Below are 18,544 nucleotides of genomic sequence, written 5' to 3'. Positions count from 1 at the left end.
GGCCGCAGACATTCATGTTCGAGCATCTGCATGAGCGACAAGGCCGTCATCACCTGCGCGCTAAACGGCGTGCTCACCGATCCCAAGCAGCACAACGTGCCGGTGACGCCGGAGGAGATGGCGCGCGAGGCGAAGCGCGCCTTCGAGGCCGGCGCCAGCATCATGCACATCCATCTGCGGCAGCAGGCACCGGGCAAAGGCCATCTTCCATCATGGGACGTCAGCGTCTCCCGTGAAATTCAGCAGGCGATCCGCGAGGCGTGCCCCGGCGTAATCATCAATCATACATCCGGGGTCTCAGGGCCACACTATCAAGGCGCGCTCGCCTGCATCCGCGAGACCAGGCCGGAGATCGCCGCCTGCAACGCCGGGTCGCTGAACTATCTGAAGGTGAGAGCTGACAACAGCTGGGCTTGGCCGCCGATGATGTTCGACAACTCGGTCGAAAAAGTTCAAGACTATCTCGATGCGATGAAGGATGCGCGCACGATTCCCGAATTCGAGTGCTTCGATGTCGGCATCGTGCGCTGCGTCGGCATGTACCGCCAGACCGGCATGTATGAGGGGCCGCTGGAGTACAATTTCGTCATGGGCGTCGCCTCCGGCATGCCGGCCGATCCGGAGCTGCTGCCGATCCTGCTCAAGCTGAAGCTGCCGCAGGCGCATTGGCAAGTCACAGCGATCGGTCGTGCCGAGATCTGGCCGCTGCATCAGCGCTGCGCCGAGCTCGGCGGCCATCTGCGCACCGGCCTCGAAGACACCTTCTATCTCGATGACGGCACCAAGGTTACGTCGAACGGCCAGCTGGTCGAAGCGATCGCAGCCTGCGCGCGCCGCGCCGGGCGCGAGATCGCAACGCCAGCGGAAGCACGGCAGATGTTTGGGACAATCAATTGATGCCGGATTTCCGTCATTGCGAGCGAAGCGACGTGTCCGCCGAAGCCCAGCATGCGTAGTCGGAAGCAATCCAGCGATGGGAAGGAAGTCTGGATTGCTTCGTCGCGTCGCTCCTCGCAATGACGGCTCGTCATTCACCCGGATACGCGAACAAGTAATATGGCCATCATCGATAACGCCATCTCGCCCACCAGCGCCGCGTTCCAGGCCAATCGCGACGGCATGCTCGGCCTGATCGGGCGGATGCGCGAGCTCGAGGCACGGACGCGCTCTGCCTCCGCTGCAGCGAAGGCGCGCTTCCATCAGCGCGGGCAACTGTTGCCGCGCGAGCGGGTCGCGCTGGTGCTCGATCCCGACGCGCCCTTCCTGGAGCTGTCGACGCTCGCCGGCTACATGTTCGACGTAGCTGATGGCGCAAAGAGCGTTCCGGGCGGCGGCCTCATCGCCGGCATCGGCTTCGTCTCCGGCGTCCGCTGCATGATCTCGGCGAGTGATTCCGGCATCGATGCCGGCGCGCTGCAACCCTATGGTCTCGACAAGACGCTGCGGGTGCAGGAGCTCGCGCTCGAAAACAAACTGCCTTATATGCAGCTGGTCGAAAGCGCCGGCGCCAATTTGCTGCGATACCGGGTCGAGGACTTCGTCCGCGGCGGCAACATCTTTCGCAACTTGGCGCGGCTATCGGCCGCGGGCCTGCCGGTGGTGACGGTGACGCATGGCTCGTCGACCGCCGGCGGCGCCTATCAGACCGGCCTCTCCGATTACATCGTCATGGTCCGCGGCCGCACGCGAGCTTTCCTTGCGGGCCCGCCATTGCTGAAAGCAGCCACTGGCGAGATCGCAACCGAGGAGGAGCTAGGCGGTGCCGAGATGCACACGTCGATCTCCGGTCTCGGCGATTATGTCGCCGAGGACGATCGTGACGCGCTGCGCATCGCGCGCGAGATCATGGCGGCGCTGCCATGGGATCGCCCGGCGCATGAGACCCCGTCGGCAAAGCCGCCGCGCTATGACCAGGAGGAGCTGCTCGGCATCATGCCGATGGATCACAAGCGCCCGGTGGACATGCACCAGGTGATCGCGCGCATCGTCGACGATTCCGATTTCGTCGAGATGGCGCCGAATTACGGCCCGGCGACGGTGTGCGGCCATGCCCGCATCGGCGGGCAGGCGATCGGCATCATCACCAATAACGGTCCGCTCGATCCGGCCGGCGCCAACAAGGCCACGCATTTCATCCAGGCCTGCTGCCAGAGCGGCATGCCTATACTCTATCTCAACAACACCACGGGCTACATCGTCGGCCGCGCCTATGAGGAAGCCGGCATGATCAAGCACGGCTCGAAGATGATCCAGGCAGTGACGTCGGCGACGGTGCCGCAGATCACGATCTATTGCGGCGCCTCGTTCGGCGCCGGCAATTACGGCATGTGCGGCCGCGGCTTCCATCCGCGCTTCTGCTTCTCGTGGCCGAATGCCAAGACCGCGGTGATGGGCGGCGAGCAGGCGGCGGAGACCATGGCGATCGTCACCGAGGCGGCAGCAGCGCGCCGCGGCAGGCCGGTCGAGAAGGAGCGGCTGGAGGCGCTGAAGACGGAGATCCTCAACGTGTTCGAGGACCAGATGGATGTGTTCGCGACCTCGGCGCGTCTGCTCGATGATGGCGTGATCGATCCGCGCGACACCCGCGCGGTGCTTGCTGAGGTGCTTGCGATCTGCCGCGAGGCGGAGGCGCGCGCGCCGCAGCGCATGCAGTTCGCGGTGGCGCGGCCATGAGCGCAGAGAAGTTGCCCGCGCTGGGTACGCCGTTCTTCAAGCTGCTGATCGCCAATCGCGGCGAGATCGCGCTGCGCGTCATGCGCACGGCACGCCGGCTAGGCATCGGCGTCGTCGCCGTCTATTCCGATGCCGATCGTGATGCGCTGCATGTCCGGCAGGCGGATCGGGCGGTGCGGATCGGCGATGCGCCGCCGCCGCAGTCCTATCTCGATATCGAGGCAATCATCGCTGCGGCGAAAGCGACCGGCGCCGATGCCGTGCACCCCGGCTATGGTTTCCTGGCCGAGAACGCAGCGTTCGCAGCGGCCTGCAGGGACGCCGGGCTCGTCTTCATCGGCCCGTCGGCCGAGGCGATCGCTGCGATGGGCAACAAGGCCGGCGCCAAGCAGGTCATGCAGCGCGCCGGCGTGCCCTGCGTGCCCGGCTATCAGGGAGAAGACCAGAGCGAGAGCGCGATGGGCGACCAGGCTCGGCGGCTCGGCTTCCCAGTCATGATCAAGGCGGTGGCGGGCGGCGGCGGCCGCGGCATGCGGCTGGCCACAGACGCCGCGTCATTCGCCGACATGCTGCGCAGCGCCCGTTCGGAAGCATTGGCCGCGTTCGGCGACGAGACGGTGATTCTGGAAAAAGCGATCGAGAACCCGCGCCATATCGAGATCCAGGTGTTCGCCGATCGCCATGGCAACGCGATCCATCTCGGCGAACGCGACTGCTCGGTGCAGCGGCGGCATCAGAAGCTGATCGAGGAGGCGCCGTCTCCCGCGGTGTCACCGGCACTGCGCGCCGAGATGGGCGCGGTCGCGGTGCAGGCGGTGAGAGCGCTGCGTTACGAGGGGGCCGGCACGCTCGAATTCCTGCTCGATGCCGATGGCCGGTTCTATTTCATGGAGATGAACACGCGGCTGCAGGTCGAGCATCCCGTGACAGAGGCGATCACCGGGCTCGACCTGGTCGAGTTGCAGCTCCGCGTCGCCGCAGGCGAGCCGCTGCCGTTGCGGCAGGACGACGTGACGTTCACCGGACACGCCGTCGAGGTGCGGCTGTGCGCTGAGGATGCCGAGCACGACTTCATGCCGCGATCCGGCCGGATGTTGCGCTGGGAGCTGCCGGAGGGCGTGCGCGTCGAGCACGCGCTGCAATCCGGCGCGCAGATTCCGCCCTATTACGATTCGATGATCGCCAAGCTGATAAGTCACGGCAACACGCGCGCTGAGGCGCGAGCGCGGCTGATCTGCGGCCTGGAGCAGCTCACAGCGTTCGGCATCACCACCAACCAGTCGTTCCTGATCTCCTGCCTGCGCCATGGCGCATTCGCGCGCGGGCAGGCCACGACCGCCTTCATCGACGTCCACCGCGGCGAATTGTTCGCGCCCCACGCTACGGCGGCCGGGGACATTGCGCTGGTCGCGCTGCTGTTGCATCTCACTCGCCCGCATGCGCCGCGATGGCGAAGCGGCCGCTCGCTTGCCGCGAGCTTCCCGGCGCCGCTGCGCTTTCAGCTTGGCGATGCCGCGCACGAATGCGATGTCGTTCGCGAGCGCGACGGCGACTACGTCGCGGGTGGCAATGGCGATACGCATCGGTTTACTGTCGATGAACTCGGCGAGGGCACCGTCCGTTTCTGGCATGGCCGCGTGACCGAGACAGTACGATTCCATCGCGAGGGCGATCGGCTCTGGCTGCAGCTTCGCAGTCGGACGCTCGCGGTGCGCGATCTGACGCTGGCCGCGCCCGAGGCCCGCACAGGTTCAGGCAATGACGGCAAGATCCGCGCCGCTCTCAGTGGCCGGATCGCGGCAATCCTGGTCAAGCCGGGCGAGCGCGTCGCGCCGGGCCAGCCGGTGCTGACCTTGGAAGCCATGAAGATGGAGCATGTTCACGTCGCCGGCATTGCCGGCACGGTGCTGGCGATCGAGGTCGCGGAAGGCGAGCAGGTGACGAGCGGCCGGATCGTGGCCGAGATTGCGGCGGCGTGACGCGATCGCTTAGAGCGTTTTCAAGCGAAGTGGACGCCGCTTCGCGTCAAGAAAACGCGTCAAAACAAGCTCGAGCGCTTTCCGTTCCGATTGAACCGGAATGGAAAGGGCTCTAGACGCGCGGCATCTGTCGCCGCAGCTCGGCGACCAGCCGTGCGGTCTGGAATGGCTTCGACAACAGCGGCGCGGCCGCGAATTCGCGCGGGCACTGGTCGATCGAGTAACCGGTGACCGCGACGAACGGAACCTGCGCCGCGGCCAGCATGCGCGCGATCGGAGCCGACGTCTCCCGTCCGAGATTGACGTCGAGGATGGCGATGTCGCAACCATGATCCTGAAACAAGGCGAGCGCCCTCGCGACCGTCGGTGCCACGCCGACAATGGCAAATCCGTGCGCTTCGAGCTCGACCGCGAGATCGAAACCGATCAGCGGATCGTCCTCGACGATCAGGATGCGGGCTCTCTCACTGTCCGGCATCGCTGCGGCCGCGTGTGATGCGCACGATCGGGCACGACAGATGCCAGCGCAATCCGGAAGCTGGGAACTGCACATCGACGGCGCCGTCCAGGCTGAGGCGCACCATGTCGGAGATGACCTTGCTGCCGAATCCGCTGCGCGTCGGCGGCGTGACCGGCGGGCCGCCCTGCTCGATCCAGCACATGGTGAAGCTCGGGCCCTCGCGCGCCCAGCCGATATCGATCCGGCCCTCCTTGTTCGCCAACGCACCATATTTGGCTGCGTTGGTTGCCAGTTCGTGCATGGCCATGCCAATGGCCTGAGCGGCTTCCGGCGTCAGCTCGATCGGCGGCCCTTCAATCCGGATCCGACTTCCGATCGCGTCGCCGAAACTGCGCAATTGCGAATGGACGAGTTCGCCGAGCGGAATGAAGCGCCAATCGTTTCGGATCAGGAGGTCCTGATTGCCTGCTAGCGCCTGCAGCCGTTCCAGGAAGCGGTCGAGATCGAGCTGCTGGCCCTGGCGTGTCATCTGGCGTGCGATCGCCTGCACCAGCGACAGCAGGTTCTTGCTGCGATGGTTGACCTCGGCGAGGAGGGTGCGGAGCTGTTCGCGGGTCTGCCGCTTGTCGGTGATGTCGCGCACGATCTTGGAGGCGCCGACGATACGCCCGGTGGCATCGCGAACCGGAGAGACCGTGACAGCGACGTCGATCAGCGCTCCGTCCTTGCGGACGCGCACCGTCTCGAAATTGTCGATGATGTCGCCGGCCAGCACGGTTGCGAGGATGCGATCCTCCTCGGCCTGCCGGTCGGGCGGAATGATCTTGCGGATCGACTGGTTCAGCATGTCGGCTTCGGTATAGCCAAGGATGCGCTCAGCGCTCTTGTTCCAGCTGGTAACGATGCCGTCCAGCGTCTTGCTGACCACGCCGTCGGTGGTCGAGGTGATGATCGCGGCCAGCATCGCGGCGCCGCGCTCGGCCTGCTTCTTCTCGCTGATGTCGCGAACCACGCTGGAGATGCCGATCACGACCCCGAGGGCGTCACGAATCGGGGACAGCGTGACCGCGGCCTCGATCGGCCGGCCGTCCGCGGCGAGGCGCACGGTCTCGTAATTCTCGATGGAGGCGCCGGCGGCCACGCGGGCGAGGATCTCCTGCTCCTCATCCCACAACTCGCCGGGAATGACGTCCAGGACGGACTGCCCGATCATCTCCTCCGATGTACGTCCGAACAGGCGCTCGCAGGCCGCATTCCAGCTTCTGATCGTGCCATCGCGCGTGGTGCCAAGGATCGCGTCGGCCGAGGAGGCCACGATTGCGGCAAGATAGGTCGAGGAACTACTGGGTGCGGGCATCGCAGCAGGGGCGCCGGGCTTTCCGTGCACGTGCGTGCTCCTTGGCAGGAGGTCGAGGTTCTGCTGCGGGCCCACTAACCGCCAAATTGTAGAAAACTCAAGATGGTACTGAACCGGTAGATACCGGACAGCGCGAATGTGACAGGCGGAGGCGCCTGGCTATCGACACACCTCGCCAGTGATAGCTCGGCACAAGCAACAGCGTATCGCTGCTGAGTTCCAGCGCGACAGATGGTTCCGAAACGCGCGTGCCGCCCGATGGTTCCAGCAAAATCCGAAAATTTGCCGACTTGCGCCCGGCTGTGTCGGCAGGGCAACTTTAGCTGAATCGGTCGGCGGCAGACCTCGCGTTCTTCCGCCCATGCCGGAGAGTACGTCATGCAAAGACGGTTCAAGCAGACGACCACGTTGCAGGAGCGTCTTGCGCGCGAGGCCGAGGCGGCGCGGGCGCGTGCGACCGCGATGCCATCAGGCAAGGAGCGCGACGCGCTGCTGCGAAAGGCCCGCCAGGCGGAGACGGCATCGCGCATCGACCAGTGGCTGTCGTCGCCGGGATCGCGGCCGCCGAAATAGCGCGCGCTGGTCGCGGGCGTCCCGGAAAGCTCATAGGCCGGCTCCGCCGTTCAGCAGGCAGGCGACCTGATGCCGCGCACCGACGTCGCGTAGGACAGGCCTTTCCGTTTTGCATTGCGCCATCGCGAAACGGCAGCGGGTGTGGAAGGCGCAGCCTGTGGGCGGATTGACCGGGCTCGGCACGTCGCCATCGACCAGCGGCGGCGGCTGCTTTTGCCTGGGATCGGGAAGCGGCACCGAAGCCAGCAGCGCTCTGGTGTAAGGATGGCGGGGATTGCGGAACAGTTCATCCTTGCCCGCGATCTCGACCATGCGCCCGAGATACATCACCGCGACCCGGTGACTGATATGGGCGACGACGGCCAGATCATGCGCGATGAACAGGTAGGACAGGCCGTGCCGGCGCTGCAGGTCGATCAACAGATTGATCACCTGGGCCTGGATCGAGACGTCCAGCGCCGAGACCGGCTCGTCGCAGACGATCAGCCGTGGCGATAGCGCCAATGCGCGGGCGATGCAGATGCGCTGGCGCTGGCCGCCCGAGAACTGGTGCGGAAAGTTGCGCATCTGGTCCGGCCGCAGTCCCACCTGCTGGAACAGCTCCGCGACCCGCGCCTGGCGCTGTTCGCCGGACGCGAGCCCATGCACGGCGAGCGGCTCGCCGACGATGTCGCCGGCGCGCATGCGCGGATTGAGCGAGGCGAACGGATCCTGGAAGACGATCTGCATCGATCGCCTGACAGGGCGCAGGGCCGCCTTGCCGAGATGGGTGATGTCGGCGCCGTCGACCGCGATCTGGCCCGAGGTCGGCTCGACCAGCCGCAGCACGCTGCGCGCCACGGTGGATTTGCCGCAGCCGGATTCGCCGACCAGCCCGAGCGTCTCGCCGGCGCCCAATGAGAAGCTGACGCCATCGACCGCATGCACGGTGCCGACGCGCCGGCGCAGCACGCCGCTGCGCACCGGGTAGTGCTTGACGAGGTCCTTGACCTCCAGCAGGGCTGGCTGTGCGTTGTTCACGTGGTCCCCGCGATCTCGCCGGCGCGCCAGCAGGCGGTTTGATGGTCAGGCGCAAAACTCTGGAGCGCCGGCATTTCGCTACGGCAGCGGTCGATCGCGAGCGGGCAGCGCGGCGCGAAGGCACAACCGGGCGGCAGCCGCACCAGCGACGGCACGGTGCCGGAGATCTCCGTCAGCCGCGCCTGCGCCTCGGCGCCGGCCTGCGGCAGCTTCGGCATCGAGGCCATCAGGCCGCGCGTGTAGGGATGCAGCGGCTGGGCGAACAGCGCCTCGACGTCGGCCTCTTCCACCTTGCGTCCGGCATACATCACCACCACGCGCTGCGCGGTCTGCGCCACCACGCCGAGATCGTGCGTGATCAGGATCAGCCCCATGCCGAGCTCCTGCTGCAGCTCCAGCATCAGATGGAGGATCTGGGCCTGGATTGTGACGTCGAGCGCGGTGGTCGGCTCGTCGGCGATCAAGAGCGCCGGCCGGCAGGCCAGCGCCATCGCGATCATCGCGCGCTGGCGCATGCCCCCCGAAAGCTGATGCGGATAGTCCCGCGCGCGCCGTGCAGGTTCGGGAATCCGCACCAGCTTCAGCATCTCCACAGCGCGATCCCACGCCGCGCGCGCCGAGACGCTACGATGCAGCCGCACGGCTTCCGCGATCTGGTCGCCGATCCGGATCACCGGATTGAGCGAGGTCATCGGCTCCTGGAAGATCATCGAGATCCGGTTGCCCCTGATGTCGCGCATCTCGGCCTCGTCAAGCGCGAGCAGGTCGGTGCCATCGAGCAGGATCTGGCCGCCGATGATGCGTCCCGGCGGATCGGGCACCAGGCGCATGATCGACAGTGCGCTGACGCTCTTGCCGCAGCCGGATTCGCCGACGATCGCCAGCGTCTCGCCGCGGCGGAGGCTGAACGAGACATGGTCGACGGCCTTGAACAGACCGGAATTGGTGAAGAAGACCGTCTGCAGGTCTCTCACCTCGAGGATCGGCGTCTCCGTGCGGGGTCCGTGCATCAGCCGCGCTGCCTTGGATCGAGGATGTCGCGTAGCGCGTCGCCGAACAGATTGGTGCCGAACACGGCGAGGCTGATGGCGATGCCCGGGAAGATCACCAGCCACGGCGCAGTGCGGACATATTCGGCCGCCGATTCCGATAGCATCCGTCCCCAGGACGGATAGGGCTCGGGAATGCCCAGGCCGAGGAACGACAGCGAGGCTTCGGTGAGGATGGTCGAACCGAGCTGCGCGGTGGCGAGCACGATCAGCGGCGCCAGCGTGTTCGGCAGCACATGGCGCAATGCGATCCGCATCTCGCTCATGCCGATGGATTTTGCGGCCTCCACGAAGGGCTGCTCGCGCAGCGCCAGCGTGTTGGCGCGGACCACGCGCGATACCACCGGCACCAGCGGAATCGCGATCGCGACAATGACATTCGGCAGCGACGGGCCGAGCGCCGCGGTCATCACCAGCGCCAGCACCAGCAGCGGCAGCGCCTGCAGGATGTCGGTCACGCGCTGGAACACGAGGTCGACCCAGCCGGAGAGATAGCCGGAGGCGAGGCCAATGATGATGCCGAAGATGCCGCCGAGCGCGGTCGAGCCGAGCCCGACCGCGAGCGAGATCCTTGAGCCGTGGATGATGCGGCTCCAGACGTCGCGGCCGAACGAATCGGTGCCCATCCAGTGCCTGAAATCGGGCCGCGCCAGCGCATGCGCGGAATCGACGGTCAGTGGGTCGTAGCGGCCGATCACGTCGGCGAAGATCGCCGACAGCACGAACACCAGCATGATGCCGATCCCGATCGTGCCGAGCAGATGCCGCCGCGCCATGAAGGATAGCAGCCGCCAGCCCTTGGCGCCGGCTCCGGCGCGCTTCAACTCGCGATCGAGATTGATGGCGGTCATTGCGGCCGGCCTCACTTACGAATAGCGGATGCGCGGGTCGAACACCGCGTAGAGCATGTCGACGATGAAATTGGCGCTGACCACGACGAGCGCGATGAGCATCACGAGGTTCTGCACGATCGGATAGTCGCGCCAGCGGATGGCCTCGACCAGAAAGCGGGCGATGCCGGGGATGTTGAACACGGTCTCGGTGACGATGAGGCCGCCGATCAGGAAAGCCGCCTCGATGCCGACCACGGTGATGACGGGGAGGATCGCGTTCTTCAGCGCGTGATGGAAGTTCACGGACGTGTTGGAGGCCCCCTTGGCCCGCGCGGTACGGATATAGTCCTGGCGCAGCACCTCCAGCATCGAGGAGCGGGTGATCCGCATGGTCAGCGCCGACGAACGGAAGCCGACCGCCATCGATGGCAGGAAGTAGGTCGAAAACATCTCGCCGAATGTTTTCGGGTCCGGATTGAAGATCGGAATGCTGCCGAACATCGCCACTGAGGCCATCAGGATCAATAGCCCGAGCCAGAACGAGGGCAGCGACAGCCCGCTCAGGCTGACCACGCGCAGCGCGTAGTCGAGGCGGCTGCCCTGATAGACGGCGCTCAGCACCCCCAGTGGAATGCCGAACGAAGCCGAGAACAACAACGCAAAGGCGGCGAGCCGCGCCGTGATCGGAATGCGCGGCAATATCTCCTGAAGCGCCGGCTTCTCGGAGACGTAGGAATAGCCGAGATCGCCGTGCAGCAGCCCGCCGATCCAGTGCAGATATTGCAGCACGATCGGCTGGTCGAGCCCGAGCTGGCGCTGCAGATCGGCCTTGTCGGCGGGATCGACCATGCCGGCGGCGTCGAACAGGATATCGACGATGTTGCCGGGCACGATGCGCAGCAGCACGAAGATCACGATCGAGATCCCGAGCAGGGTCAGCAGCATCAGGACGAGGCGGCGCACGATATAGGCAAACACCGGCTGCTCCCGATTCCTTTAGCCGCTCACCGCCCGCGGCTCACTTGTCCAGCCACACATTCTCGTAGCGGTAACCGTTGTAGGAGCTGTTCGTCATGACGGTGACGCCCTTGACGTAAGGCTGCCAGCATGTGCCCATGCGGCTGTGGAAGATGATCGGGCGGGCGACGTCCTCCTGCAGCTTCTTGTCGATCTCCCACACCAGCTTCTTGCGCTTGTCCATGTCGGTCTCGACCGATTGCGCGTCGAACAGCTTCTCGATGTCCTTGTTGCAGTAATTCGTGTAGTTGCGCTCCGAGCCGCAGGCGTAGTTCTCGTAGAAGGCCTGGTCGGGATCGTCGACCGCATTGCCGGTCAGATTGAGTCCGAGCGCGTAATCCTTGCGGGCGACCTTGGAAAACCAGTTCGCGGTCTCGACCACTTCGAGCTCGGCATCGATATAGATGGTCTTGAGCTGGTCGATCAGGATCACGGCGGGATCGCGATAGACGGGGATGTTGCGGGTCGAGACCTTGACCGAAAGATGCTTGTCCGGGCCATAGCCGGCTTTCTGCATCAGCTTGCGCGCCTCTTCGCGGTTGGCGTTGACATCAGGCCCGTAGCCGGGAATCTGCTCCAGCATCTCCTTCGGCATGGCCCAGAGTCCCGCGGGTGCCGGCAGCATGGTGCCGCCGATATCGGCTTGTCCTTCGAACATGATCGAGACGAACGCCTTGCGATCGAGCGCGAGCGCCATCGCGCGGCGGATGTCGAGATTGTCGAACGGCGGGGAGGAGGAATTGACGATGATGTTGGTGTTGACGTTGGTCGGCTCGATCACGCAAGTTGCGTTCGGCGCCTGCGCCTTGACGTCCTTGAGCAGCGGGATCGACACTTCGGTCGGGAAGGTCATGTCGAATTTGCCGGCGACGAAGGCAAGGATCGCGGTCGAGCGGTTCGGAATGATGGTGAACTCGATGCCGTCGAGATGCGGCAGGCCCTTCTTCCAGTAATCGGGGTTGCGCGTCAGCTTGATCGATTCATTGGCCTTGAATTCGACGAACTTGAACGGGCCGGTGCCGATCGGGTGCGTGCGCATCTCGGCCGGCGAGACATGGCAGGGATAGATCGGCGTGTAGCCGGAGGCGAGCAGCGCCAGCAAGGACGGCTGCGGCCGCTTCAGCTTGAAGGAGGCCTCGAAGTCGCCTGATGTCGTGACCTCGTTGACTTGGTCATACCAGGCCTTGCGCGGGTTCTGCCGGAATTTCTGAGGCGACTTGCTCATCAGCATGTCGAAGGTACATTTGACATCCGCCGCCGTGAACGGCTTTCCGTCATGCCATTTGACGCCCTGCCGCAACTTGAAGGTCAGCGCGGTCCTGTCTTCGTTCCACGACCAGCTTTCCGCAAGATCAGGGACGATGTCGTCCATGCTGTTCTGCGGCTTGCTCTGGTCATAGATGACGAGGTTGTTGAAGACCGGCATGAACGGCACGTTGACCGAATAGGTTGCGCCTTCGTGGATCGAGGCGTTGGCCGGGCTGTCGCGATGATAGATCCGGAAGATGCCGCCTTGCTTCGGTTCATCTGCGCGTGCAACCGTCGCGGCCACAAGCAGCGACAGGACGGCGGCGGCGAACCCGCGCGCGTTCCGCATGGTTTCCTCCCTTTAAGCCGTCTCGCCTTGAATGGCTGATTGCTTCGGCTTGCATGCCAGAACGATATCCAGCGCGCTGGGTGCAGGCAACCCGGCAGCCGTCGCATCGTCTCGGCAATTGGAATGATGCGGCTGTGTGCGGCGCAGCCGTGCCGCCGTGCGAACGCATCCATGATAGGAGCGGCGCGGTGCTGCAGTGCAGTGAGCTTGCCGGCTGCGACCAAATGTCCGCCGCTCTGCGAAGAACGCTCGGCGAGGTCGGCTCTTGCGGCGAACGAGGCATGTGCATCGTCGCTCTCTCGTGGAGCTCGATCGTAGGCGGCCGATCGGTCGTCCAAAGCGCCGCTATCCGTCTCTCCGCGCCGTCTTCGCCGCAACGCGCGCGGCGCCTTGTCAACATCCGGCGAAAACGCATTGCTTCCCAGCCGATAGCCGATGCCGGAAGGGGTGGGCGACGCCGGTGTTATCACGTAGCATCATTGCCATGGCGCGGTGCACGCGCTCAGGACACAAAGGCTGGGAGAAACATATGAAATCGAGCTTGTTGGCTGTTGTCGCGGTCGGGGCCCTTGTGGTGGCCGCGCCAGCATCGGCTCAGGTCAAGATCGGCATTCTCAACGATCAATCCGGCGTCTACGCCGACTATGGCGGCAAATATTCGGTCGAGGCCGCCAAGATGGCGATCGAGGATTTCGGCGGCGAGGTGCTTGGCAAGAAGATTGAGCTGGTCACCGCCGACCACCAGAACAAGCCCGATCTCGCCGCCTCGATCGCGCGGCGCTGGTATGACACCGAAGGTGTCGACATGATCACCGAGCTGACGACCTCGTCGGTCGCGCTAGCGATCCAGGACCTGTCGAAGGAGAAGAAGAAGATCGACATCGTCGTCGGTGCGGCGACCTCGCGCATCACCGGCGACGCCTGCACGCCCTACGGCTTCCATTGGGCCTATGACACCCGCGCGCTCGCGGTCGGCACCGGCGGCGCCCTGGTGGAGTCCGGCGGCAACACCTGGTTCTTCCTGACCGCCGATTATGCCTTCGGCTATGCGCTGGAGAAGGACACTAGCGACATCGTGACCTCCAAGGGCGGCAAGGTGCTGGGCTCGGTGCGGATTCCGCTGAATTCATCGGATTTCTCCTCCTTCCTGCTGCAGGCGCAGAGCTCGAAGGCCAAGATCATCGGCCTTGCCAATGCCGGTCTCGACACCACCAACTCGATCAAGCAGGCTGCCGAATTCGGCATCGTCAAGGGCGGCCAGAAGCTCGCGGGCCTGCTGATGACGCTCTCGGAGGTTCACGGCCTGGGACTCGAGGCCGCGCAGGGCCTGATCCTGACCGAAGGATTCTACTGGGATCACGACGACAAGGCGCGCGCGTTCGGCGAGCGCTTCATGAAGCGTACCGGCCGGATGCCCAGCATGATCCATGCCGGCACCTATTCGGCGACGCTGTCCTATCTCAAGGCAGTGAAGGCCGCCGGCACCAAGGACTCGGACACCGTAGCGAAGAAGCTCAAGGAGCTGCCGGTCGATGATGCCTTTGCGCAAGGCAAGGTGCTGGAGAACGGCCGCATGATTCACGACATGTATCTGTTCGAGGTCAAATCGCCAGCGGAGTCCAAGAAGCCGTGGGACTACTACAAGCTGATCGCGACCGTCCCCGGCGACAAGGCCTTCTTCACCGCCAAGGAAAGCGGCTGCCCACTGACGAAGTGAGGTGGTTGGCCCGGCGCTAACCGGGCTGTCATTGCGAGGAGCGGACCGCGACGAAGCAATCCAGGATTTCTGTCGCACTGGATTGCTTCGCTTCGCTCGCAATGACGACGCCCGCAAAGTGTGGTGAGGTAGGTCCCGAATCGCCGGTGGTCATCGCCCGCGAAGGCGGGCGATCCAGTCAGTAGTGATCGATCGAGACGCCGCGGCGTACTGGATGCCCCGCCTGAAGCGGGGCATGACGATGAGAATGGTTGGCGCCTACGACCTCACCAGCCCCTGCAAGAATCCCGTCAGGTCATCCGTGACGTGATCGACATGGGGATCGTCGCGGCCCTCCAGCTCCCAATCCTCGCGCACGACCTCCTTGGTGCCATCGGGCACCACCAGCACGGTGGTCATGCCGAGATCGTGCGGCACCACGAGATTGCGGGCGAGATCCTCGAACATGACGGCGCGCGTCGGATCAACGGCATGGATCTCGAGAAATTTACGGTAGGTCTGCGGCGCCGGCTTCGGTGTCAATTCCGCGGCGATGATATCGAACACGCCATGGAAATGCCTGGCGATGCCGAGCCGCGCCAACACCGCGTCGACATGGCTGACTGAGCCGTTGGTCAGGATCAACTTGCGCCCGGGCAGTCTCTCGATCGCGGCGCCCATCGCCGGATTGGGCTCCAGCGGCGAATGATCGATCTTGTGCACGTAAGCCAGGAAATCGTCGGCATGCACGCCGTGCTCGGTCATCATGCCGCGCATCGTGGTGCCGTAACGGCGATAGTAGTCCTTCTGAATCCGCCGCGCTTCCTCGGCCGACACCTTCAGCCAGCTCGCGACAAACTCGCCGATGCGCGTATCGACCTGCTGCCACAGATTGACATGATGCGGATACAGCGTGTTGTCGAGATCGAACACCCAGGTGTCGATGTGGTCGAAGCTGCGGGGCGGGTTCATTTGAGCGATTGATCCGCTATCGTTGGAGTAAAAGGTATCGCCACATCCTCCGATGTCGTCCCTGCGAAAGCAGGGACTCACACGCCGGGCGTGTTGTTAGTCACGGCGGTGGGAGTTGCCTTTTGCTGGAATTGGTAACTCTGATCAAAATGCCGGCCGGTGGATATGGGTCCCTGCTTTCGCAGGGACGACAGTTGTGCTTGTGGCGACATGTCCGGCATCTCCAACACAGCGTGCACCGCAAACCCCAGAGTTCACGGCAGCGCGAAGCGCAGCGTCTTGCCGCTGCCGGCGATGTCAACTGCGGTGAAGCCGCTGGCCACGAAGCCGCGACTGGCGCAATCGCCTTGCTGTGACGTCTCGAACTTGCTGTCGCGCGTGCAGAGCTGGGTCAGCCCGCCCCAGCTCAGCGGCTTGTCGTTGAGCTTGATTGTTCTGTTGTCGGCATCGACAGCCTCAGCGAAGCTGTAGACCTTCTTCGGCTGCCCGGCGATGTCGGGGTGCAGGCACTTGCCGGGATCGATGTGGTACCAGCCGCGGCTCGTCACCGCCTTGCCGTCGTCGGTGGCGACCGCCGCCATCACCTTGTGCGGCGTGTCGTTGCACCAGGTCAGCCCGGTCGGCGAGGGGGCCTGCACCGCGTCGACCATGGTGGTGAAGAAGCTCGGCTGCGACACGATATCGGACGATAGCCCGCGGCTTTTCAGGAAAGCCGCCAGCGCGCCTTGCGTCTTCGGTCCGTCGACGCCATCGATCGGCGAGGCGTCGTAGCCCGCGATGCCGAGCAGCCGCTGGATGCCGGCAAGCCGCGCCTGCTCGTCGTCATATTCGGCGGCTTCGGCGAGAAAAGTGACGAGGTTGCCGTCATCTGTCTTGCTCGGCGTCACCTGCGTGAACGGCGCGGGCTTTTGTTCCGAGCGGCACTGGCGCGCGGCCGCGATGACGAAATTGTCGGACTCCGCGACGCAAAGCGTATCGTTGCCGTTCTGCGGCATCGGCGAGGCGCCGTAGAGGCTGAGCGCGCGCGCATGCAGCAGGATGCGGTCGGCGGTCAATTGCCCCTGCAGCACCACGCGGCAGGCGGCGGGATCGATCCGGAACCAGCCGCGCGTTGCGGTCGCCGCCTTGTCATCGACGCCGATCGCGGCCTCGACGACGTAGCTCATGCGGTTGCAGATCTTCAGGTCGGCCGCGGCCGGCGTGGCGGAGGCCGTGAAAGCGGCAAGGATCGCCATGGCCGGCGAGAGGTTGGCCATAGCGCGTCCTATGCGTAGCCGCGTCGTGCTCATCACTTGTGGATCAGCGTGCCCGTGCCCTGGTTGGTGAACAGCTCGAGCAGCACCGCATGCTGCACCTTGCCGTCGAGGATGACGACGCCCTGCACGCCCTGTTCGAGCGCGTAAATGCAGGTCTCGACCTTGGGGATCATGCCGCCCGAGATGGTGCCGTCCGCGATCAGCTTGCGCGCGTCCTTCACCGACAATTCGGGGATCAGCTTCTTCGACTTGTCGAGCACGCCCGGCACGTCGGTGAGCAGCAGCAGGCGCTTGGCCTTCAGCGCGCCGGCCACCGCGCCGGCAAAGGTATCGGCGTTCATGTTAAAAGTCTGGCCGCTCTTGGAGGTCGCGAGCGGCGCCAGCACCGGGATCAGCTCGTAGCCGATTAGCTGGTTGAGCAGCGTGAGGTCGACCTTGTCCGGCTCGCCGACGAAGCCGAGATCCACCACCCTCTCGATATGGGAGTCGGGATCGACCATGGTCCGCGTCGCCTTGACCGCGGTGACCATGTTGCCGTCCTTGCCGCACAGGCCGACGGCCTTGCCGCCCGCCTCGTTGATGTAGCCGACCAGCTGCTTGTTGATCGAGCCGGCCAGCACCATCTCGACGATCTCTATTGTTGCGGCGTCGGTGATGCGCAGGCCGGCTGCGAATTCCGAGACGATGCCGAGCCGCTTGAGCATGGTCGCGATCTGGGGCCCGCCGCCATGCACGACCACCGGATTGATCGCGGTCTGTTCGAGCAGCACGATGTCGCGCGCGAACGCCTTCGCGGTCTCGTCGTCGCCCATGGCATGGCCGCCATATTTGATGACGATGGTCTCATCGTCATATTCCTGCATGTGCGGCAGCGCTTCGGACAGGATACGGGCCTGATCGAGCGGGCTGATCTCGGTCGCGTCGGTCATGGATTTACGGAGCTCGGCTTTCGGGAAGGTCGCGGGGGTTCTAGCCGATTGTGGCCGGTGCGGAAAGCGGGCTGTTACCCGCGCCGCGGCCAGAGCGCCGCGAGCGTCAGTACCAGCCAGCTTGCGATCAGGAGCGTGCCGCCCGTCGGTGCCGCAAATGGGAACAGCCGCTCACCAGTGACATGCCGCGTCACCAGGTCGCTGGAGAAGAGGGAGGCCGCGAAAGCGAACCCGCAAGCTCCCATCAGCCCGATCCGGAAATGAATCAGGCCGCGTTCGGCCAGCGCCACCGTGCCGAGCACTGCGCAGGCGTGAAACAGCAGCATCATCGAGGCGGGCGCAAGGCGTGCGGTGTCCGCCTCGTGCGTGGCCATCGCGGCCAGGATGACGCCCACGGCGCCCATCAGGCCAGCTGCGGCGATCAGGAGGCGGACGGCATTGCTCACGCGCCGCGCTCGTTCAAGAGCAGCGCTATCGCTGCGCGCAGTTCCGCCATGCCGGCGCCGGCGCGCGAGGAGGTCGAGAGCACCTTGGGGAAGGCGGCCGGGCGTTTGGCGAGCGCCGCCTCGGTCTCGGCGGTGCGGGCTGCGAGTTCGCCTGGTTTGACCTGGTCGGCCTTGGTCAGGACGATCTGGTAGCTGACGGCGGACTTGTCGAGCGTGGTCAGGATCTCGCGGTCGACATCCTTCAGCCCATGGCGGGAGTCGATCAGCACATAGACGCGGGCCAGCGTCGCGCTCCCGAGCAGGAACTGGTGGATCAGCGTGGTCCAGGACGCGACCTTGGTCTTGGGCGCGGAGGCATAGCCGTAGCCGGGCATGTCGACCAGCCGCAGTGGCGTGTTCTCAGGACCTTCGAAGAAGATCAGCTCCTGGGTGCGGCCCGGCGTGTGCGAGGTCCGCGCCAGCGTGGTCTGGCCGGTCAGCGCGTTGATCAGGCTGGATTTGCCGACATTGGAGCGGCCGGCAAAGGCGATCTCGAGCGGCCCCATGGGTGGCAGGGTCTCGATCGAGGGTGAGGCCCAGACAAAGCGCCACTGGCCGGCGAACAGCTTGCGGCCCTGCTCGATCAGGCGGTCGTCGATGTCGGCGCCGGTGGTCATGGAATGCTCTTACCCCGTCATTGCGAGGAGC

The 18,544-nt window shown here is 65.0% G+C and carries 17 protein-coding genes; 5 read left to right on the top strand and 12 right to left on the bottom strand.

Annotation, left to right across the window (positions count from 1 at the left end):
• Positions 1-30 precede the first annotated feature (30 nt).
• The 3 genes from P6U24_RS34790 to P6U24_RS34780 all read left to right on the top strand — a co-directional run bounded on the left by P6U24_RS34790 (position 31) and on the right by P6U24_RS34780 (position 4,652).
• The gene (locus P6U24_RS34790) at positions 31-897 is read left to right on the top strand and encodes a 3-keto-5-aminohexanoate cleavage protein (protein WP_407156892.1); all 867 of its coding nucleotides are present in this window, start codon (positions 31-33) and stop codon (positions 895-897) included.
• Between the two features lie 159 nt (positions 898-1,056).
• The gene (locus P6U24_RS34785) at positions 1,057-2,673 is read left to right on the top strand and encodes an acyl-CoA carboxylase subunit beta (RefSeq protein ID WP_407156891.1); all 1,617 of its coding nucleotides are present in this window, start codon (positions 1,057-1,059) and stop codon (positions 2,671-2,673) included.
• Positions 2,670-4,652 (top strand): acetyl/propionyl/methylcrotonyl-CoA carboxylase subunit alpha, encoded by a 1,983-nt coding sequence (locus P6U24_RS34780; protein WP_407156890.1) that lies wholly within the window; start codon positions 2,670-2,672, stop codon positions 4,650-4,652. The genes P6U24_RS34785 and P6U24_RS34780 overlap by 4 nt, the downstream gene beginning before the upstream one ends.
• A gap of 112 nt (positions 4,653-4,764) precedes the next feature.
• On the opposite strand, the gene P6U24_RS34775 is transcribed toward P6U24_RS34780, so the two are convergent.
• Both P6U24_RS34775 and P6U24_RS34770 read right to left on the bottom strand, forming a co-directional pair.
• The gene (locus P6U24_RS34775) at positions 4,765-5,130 is read right to left on the bottom strand and encodes a response regulator (protein WP_407156889.1); all 366 of its coding nucleotides are present in this window, start codon (positions 5,128-5,130) and stop codon (positions 4,765-4,767) included.
• Positions 5,117-6,499, bottom strand: a complete 1,383-nt coding sequence (locus P6U24_RS34770) for a PAS domain S-box protein (protein WP_407156888.1) — start codon at positions 6,497-6,499, stop codon at positions 5,117-5,119. The genes P6U24_RS34775 and P6U24_RS34770 overlap by 14 nt, the downstream gene beginning before the upstream one ends.
• Positions 6,500-6,847: 348 nt before the next feature.
• Between P6U24_RS34770 and P6U24_RS34765 the strand changes: the two genes are divergently transcribed.
• A complete protein-coding gene (locus P6U24_RS34765; protein WP_407156887.1) occupies positions 6,848-7,042 on the top strand; it encodes a hypothetical protein in 195 nt (64 codons plus the stop codon).
• Between the two features lie 30 nt (positions 7,043-7,072).
• Here the strand turns inward: P6U24_RS34765 and P6U24_RS34760 are convergent, their stop codons facing one another.
• From P6U24_RS34760 to P6U24_RS34740, 5 genes are read right to left on the bottom strand one after another with little or no spacing between them, the layout of a single operon-like run.
• Positions 7,073-8,062, bottom strand: a complete 990-nt coding sequence (locus P6U24_RS34760) for an ABC transporter ATP-binding protein (protein ID WP_407156886.1) — start codon at positions 8,060-8,062, stop codon at positions 7,073-7,075.
• The gene (locus tag P6U24_RS34755) at positions 8,059-9,072 is read right to left on the bottom strand and encodes an ABC transporter ATP-binding protein (protein WP_407156885.1); all 1,014 of its coding nucleotides are present in this window, start codon (positions 9,070-9,072) and stop codon (positions 8,059-8,061) included. The genes P6U24_RS34760 and P6U24_RS34755 overlap by 4 nt, the downstream gene beginning before the upstream one ends.
• Positions 9,072-9,962 carry an ABC transporter permease gene (locus P6U24_RS34750; protein WP_407156884.1) on the bottom strand — a complete coding sequence of 297 codons (891 nt, stop codon included), beginning with the start codon at positions 9,960-9,962 and terminating at the stop codon, positions 9,072-9,074. Before P6U24_RS34750 ends, P6U24_RS34755 begins: the two co-directional genes overlap by 1 nt.
• A gap of 15 nt (positions 9,963-9,977) precedes the next feature.
• Entirely contained in the window at positions 9,978-10,922 is a 945-nt protein-coding gene (locus P6U24_RS34745; RefSeq protein WP_407156883.1) for an ABC transporter permease, read from the bottom strand.
• Between the two features lie 40 nt (positions 10,923-10,962).
• On the bottom strand, positions 10,963-12,558 hold the full coding sequence (locus P6U24_RS34740; RefSeq protein WP_407156882.1) for an ABC transporter substrate-binding protein: 1,596 nt from the start codon (positions 12,556-12,558) through the stop codon (positions 10,963-10,965).
• Positions 12,559-13,087: 529 nt separating this feature from the next.
• On the opposite strand from P6U24_RS34740, the gene P6U24_RS34735 reads away from it, so the two are divergent.
• The gene (locus tag P6U24_RS34735; RefSeq protein ID WP_407156881.1) at positions 13,088-14,275 is read left to right on the top strand and encodes an ABC transporter substrate-binding protein; all 1,188 of its coding nucleotides are present in this window, start codon (positions 13,088-13,090) and stop codon (positions 14,273-14,275) included.
• Between the two features lie 258 nt (positions 14,276-14,533).
• Here the strand turns inward: P6U24_RS34735 and P6U24_RS34730 are convergent, their stop codons facing one another.
• The 5 genes from P6U24_RS34730 to yihA form a co-directional block, all read right to left on the bottom strand.
• On the bottom strand, positions 14,534-15,226 hold the full coding sequence (locus P6U24_RS34730) for a pyrimidine 5'-nucleotidase (RefSeq protein ID WP_407156880.1): 693 nt from the start codon (positions 15,224-15,226) through the stop codon (positions 14,534-14,536).
• 254 nt (positions 15,227-15,480) lie between these two features.
• Positions 15,481-16,515: a DUF1036 domain-containing protein gene (locus tag P6U24_RS34725; RefSeq protein WP_407156879.1), complete on the bottom strand. Its 1,035-nt coding sequence runs from the start codon at positions 16,513-16,515 to the stop codon at positions 15,481-15,483.
• Positions 16,515-17,411 (bottom strand): acetylglutamate kinase, encoded by an 897-nt coding sequence (argB, locus tag P6U24_RS34720; protein ID WP_407156878.1) that lies wholly within the window; start codon positions 17,409-17,411, stop codon positions 16,515-16,517. Before argB ends, P6U24_RS34725 begins: the two co-directional genes overlap by 1 nt.
• 74 nt (positions 17,412-17,485) lie before the next feature.
• Entirely contained in the window at positions 17,486-17,815 is a 330-nt protein-coding gene (locus tag P6U24_RS34715; RefSeq protein WP_407160697.1) for a DUF423 domain-containing protein, read from the bottom strand.
• Positions 17,816-17,853: 38 nt separating this feature from the next.
• Positions 17,854-18,513 carry a ribosome biogenesis GTP-binding protein YihA/YsxC gene (gene yihA / locus P6U24_RS34710; RefSeq protein ID WP_407156877.1) on the bottom strand — a complete coding sequence of 220 codons (660 nt, stop codon included), beginning with the start codon at positions 18,511-18,513 and terminating at the stop codon, positions 17,854-17,856.
• Positions 18,514-18,544 lie beyond the last annotated feature (31 nt).

Origin of the sequence: Bradyrhizobium sp. STM 3557 (assembly GCF_045571465.1) — a bacterium.
Lineage (GTDB): Bacteria > Pseudomonadota > Alphaproteobacteria > Rhizobiales > Xanthobacteraceae > Bradyrhizobium.
Note: the sequence above shows the minus strand (reverse complement) of the source record. Positions and strands in the feature narration are given on the sequence as shown.

Coding starts and splice junctions, on each gene's coding strand:
- P6U24_RS34725 (WP_407156879.1), bottom strand. CDS start 16,515: ATGAGCACGACGCGGCTACGCATAGGACGCGCTATGGCCAACCTCTCG.
- argB (WP_407156878.1), bottom strand. CDS start 17,411: ATGACCGACGCGACCGAGATCAGCCCGCTCGATCAGGCCCGTATCCTG.
- P6U24_RS34730 (WP_407156880.1), bottom strand. CDS start 15,226: ATGAACCCGCCCCGCAGCTTCGACCACATCGACACCTGGGTGTTCGAT.
- P6U24_RS34790 (WP_407156892.1), top strand. CDS start 31: ATGAGCGACAAGGCCGTCATCACCTGCGCGCTAAACGGCGTGCTCACC.
- P6U24_RS34765 (WP_407156887.1), top strand. CDS start 6,848: ATGCAAAGACGGTTCAAGCAGACGACCACGTTGCAGGAGCGTCTTGCG.
- P6U24_RS34740 (WP_407156882.1), bottom strand. CDS start 12,558: ATGCGGAACGCGCGCGGGTTCGCCGCCGCCGTCCTGTCGCTGCTTGTG.
- P6U24_RS34755 (WP_407156885.1), bottom strand. CDS start 9,072: ATGCACGGACCCCGCACGGAGACGCCGATCCTCGAGGTGAGAGACCTG.
- P6U24_RS34785 (WP_407156891.1), top strand. CDS start 1,057: ATGGCCATCATCGATAACGCCATCTCGCCCACCAGCGCCGCGTTCCAG.
- P6U24_RS34775 (WP_407156889.1), bottom strand. CDS start 5,130: ATGCCGGACAGTGAGAGAGCCCGCATCCTGATCGTCGAGGACGATCCG.
- P6U24_RS34750 (WP_407156884.1), bottom strand. CDS start 9,962: ATGACCGCCATCAATCTCGATCGCGAGTTGAAGCGCGCCGGAGCCGGC.
- P6U24_RS34715 (WP_407160697.1), bottom strand. CDS start 17,815: ATGGGCGCCGTGGGCGTCATCCTGGCCGCGATGGCCACGCACGAGGCG.
- P6U24_RS34780 (WP_407156890.1), top strand. CDS start 2,670: ATGAGCGCAGAGAAGTTGCCCGCGCTGGGTACGCCGTTCTTCAAGCTG.
- P6U24_RS34735 (WP_407156881.1), top strand. CDS start 13,088: ATGAAATCGAGCTTGTTGGCTGTTGTCGCGGTCGGGGCCCTTGTGGTG.
- yihA (WP_407156877.1), bottom strand. CDS start 18,513: ATGACCACCGGCGCCGACATCGACGACCGCCTGATCGAGCAGGGCCGC.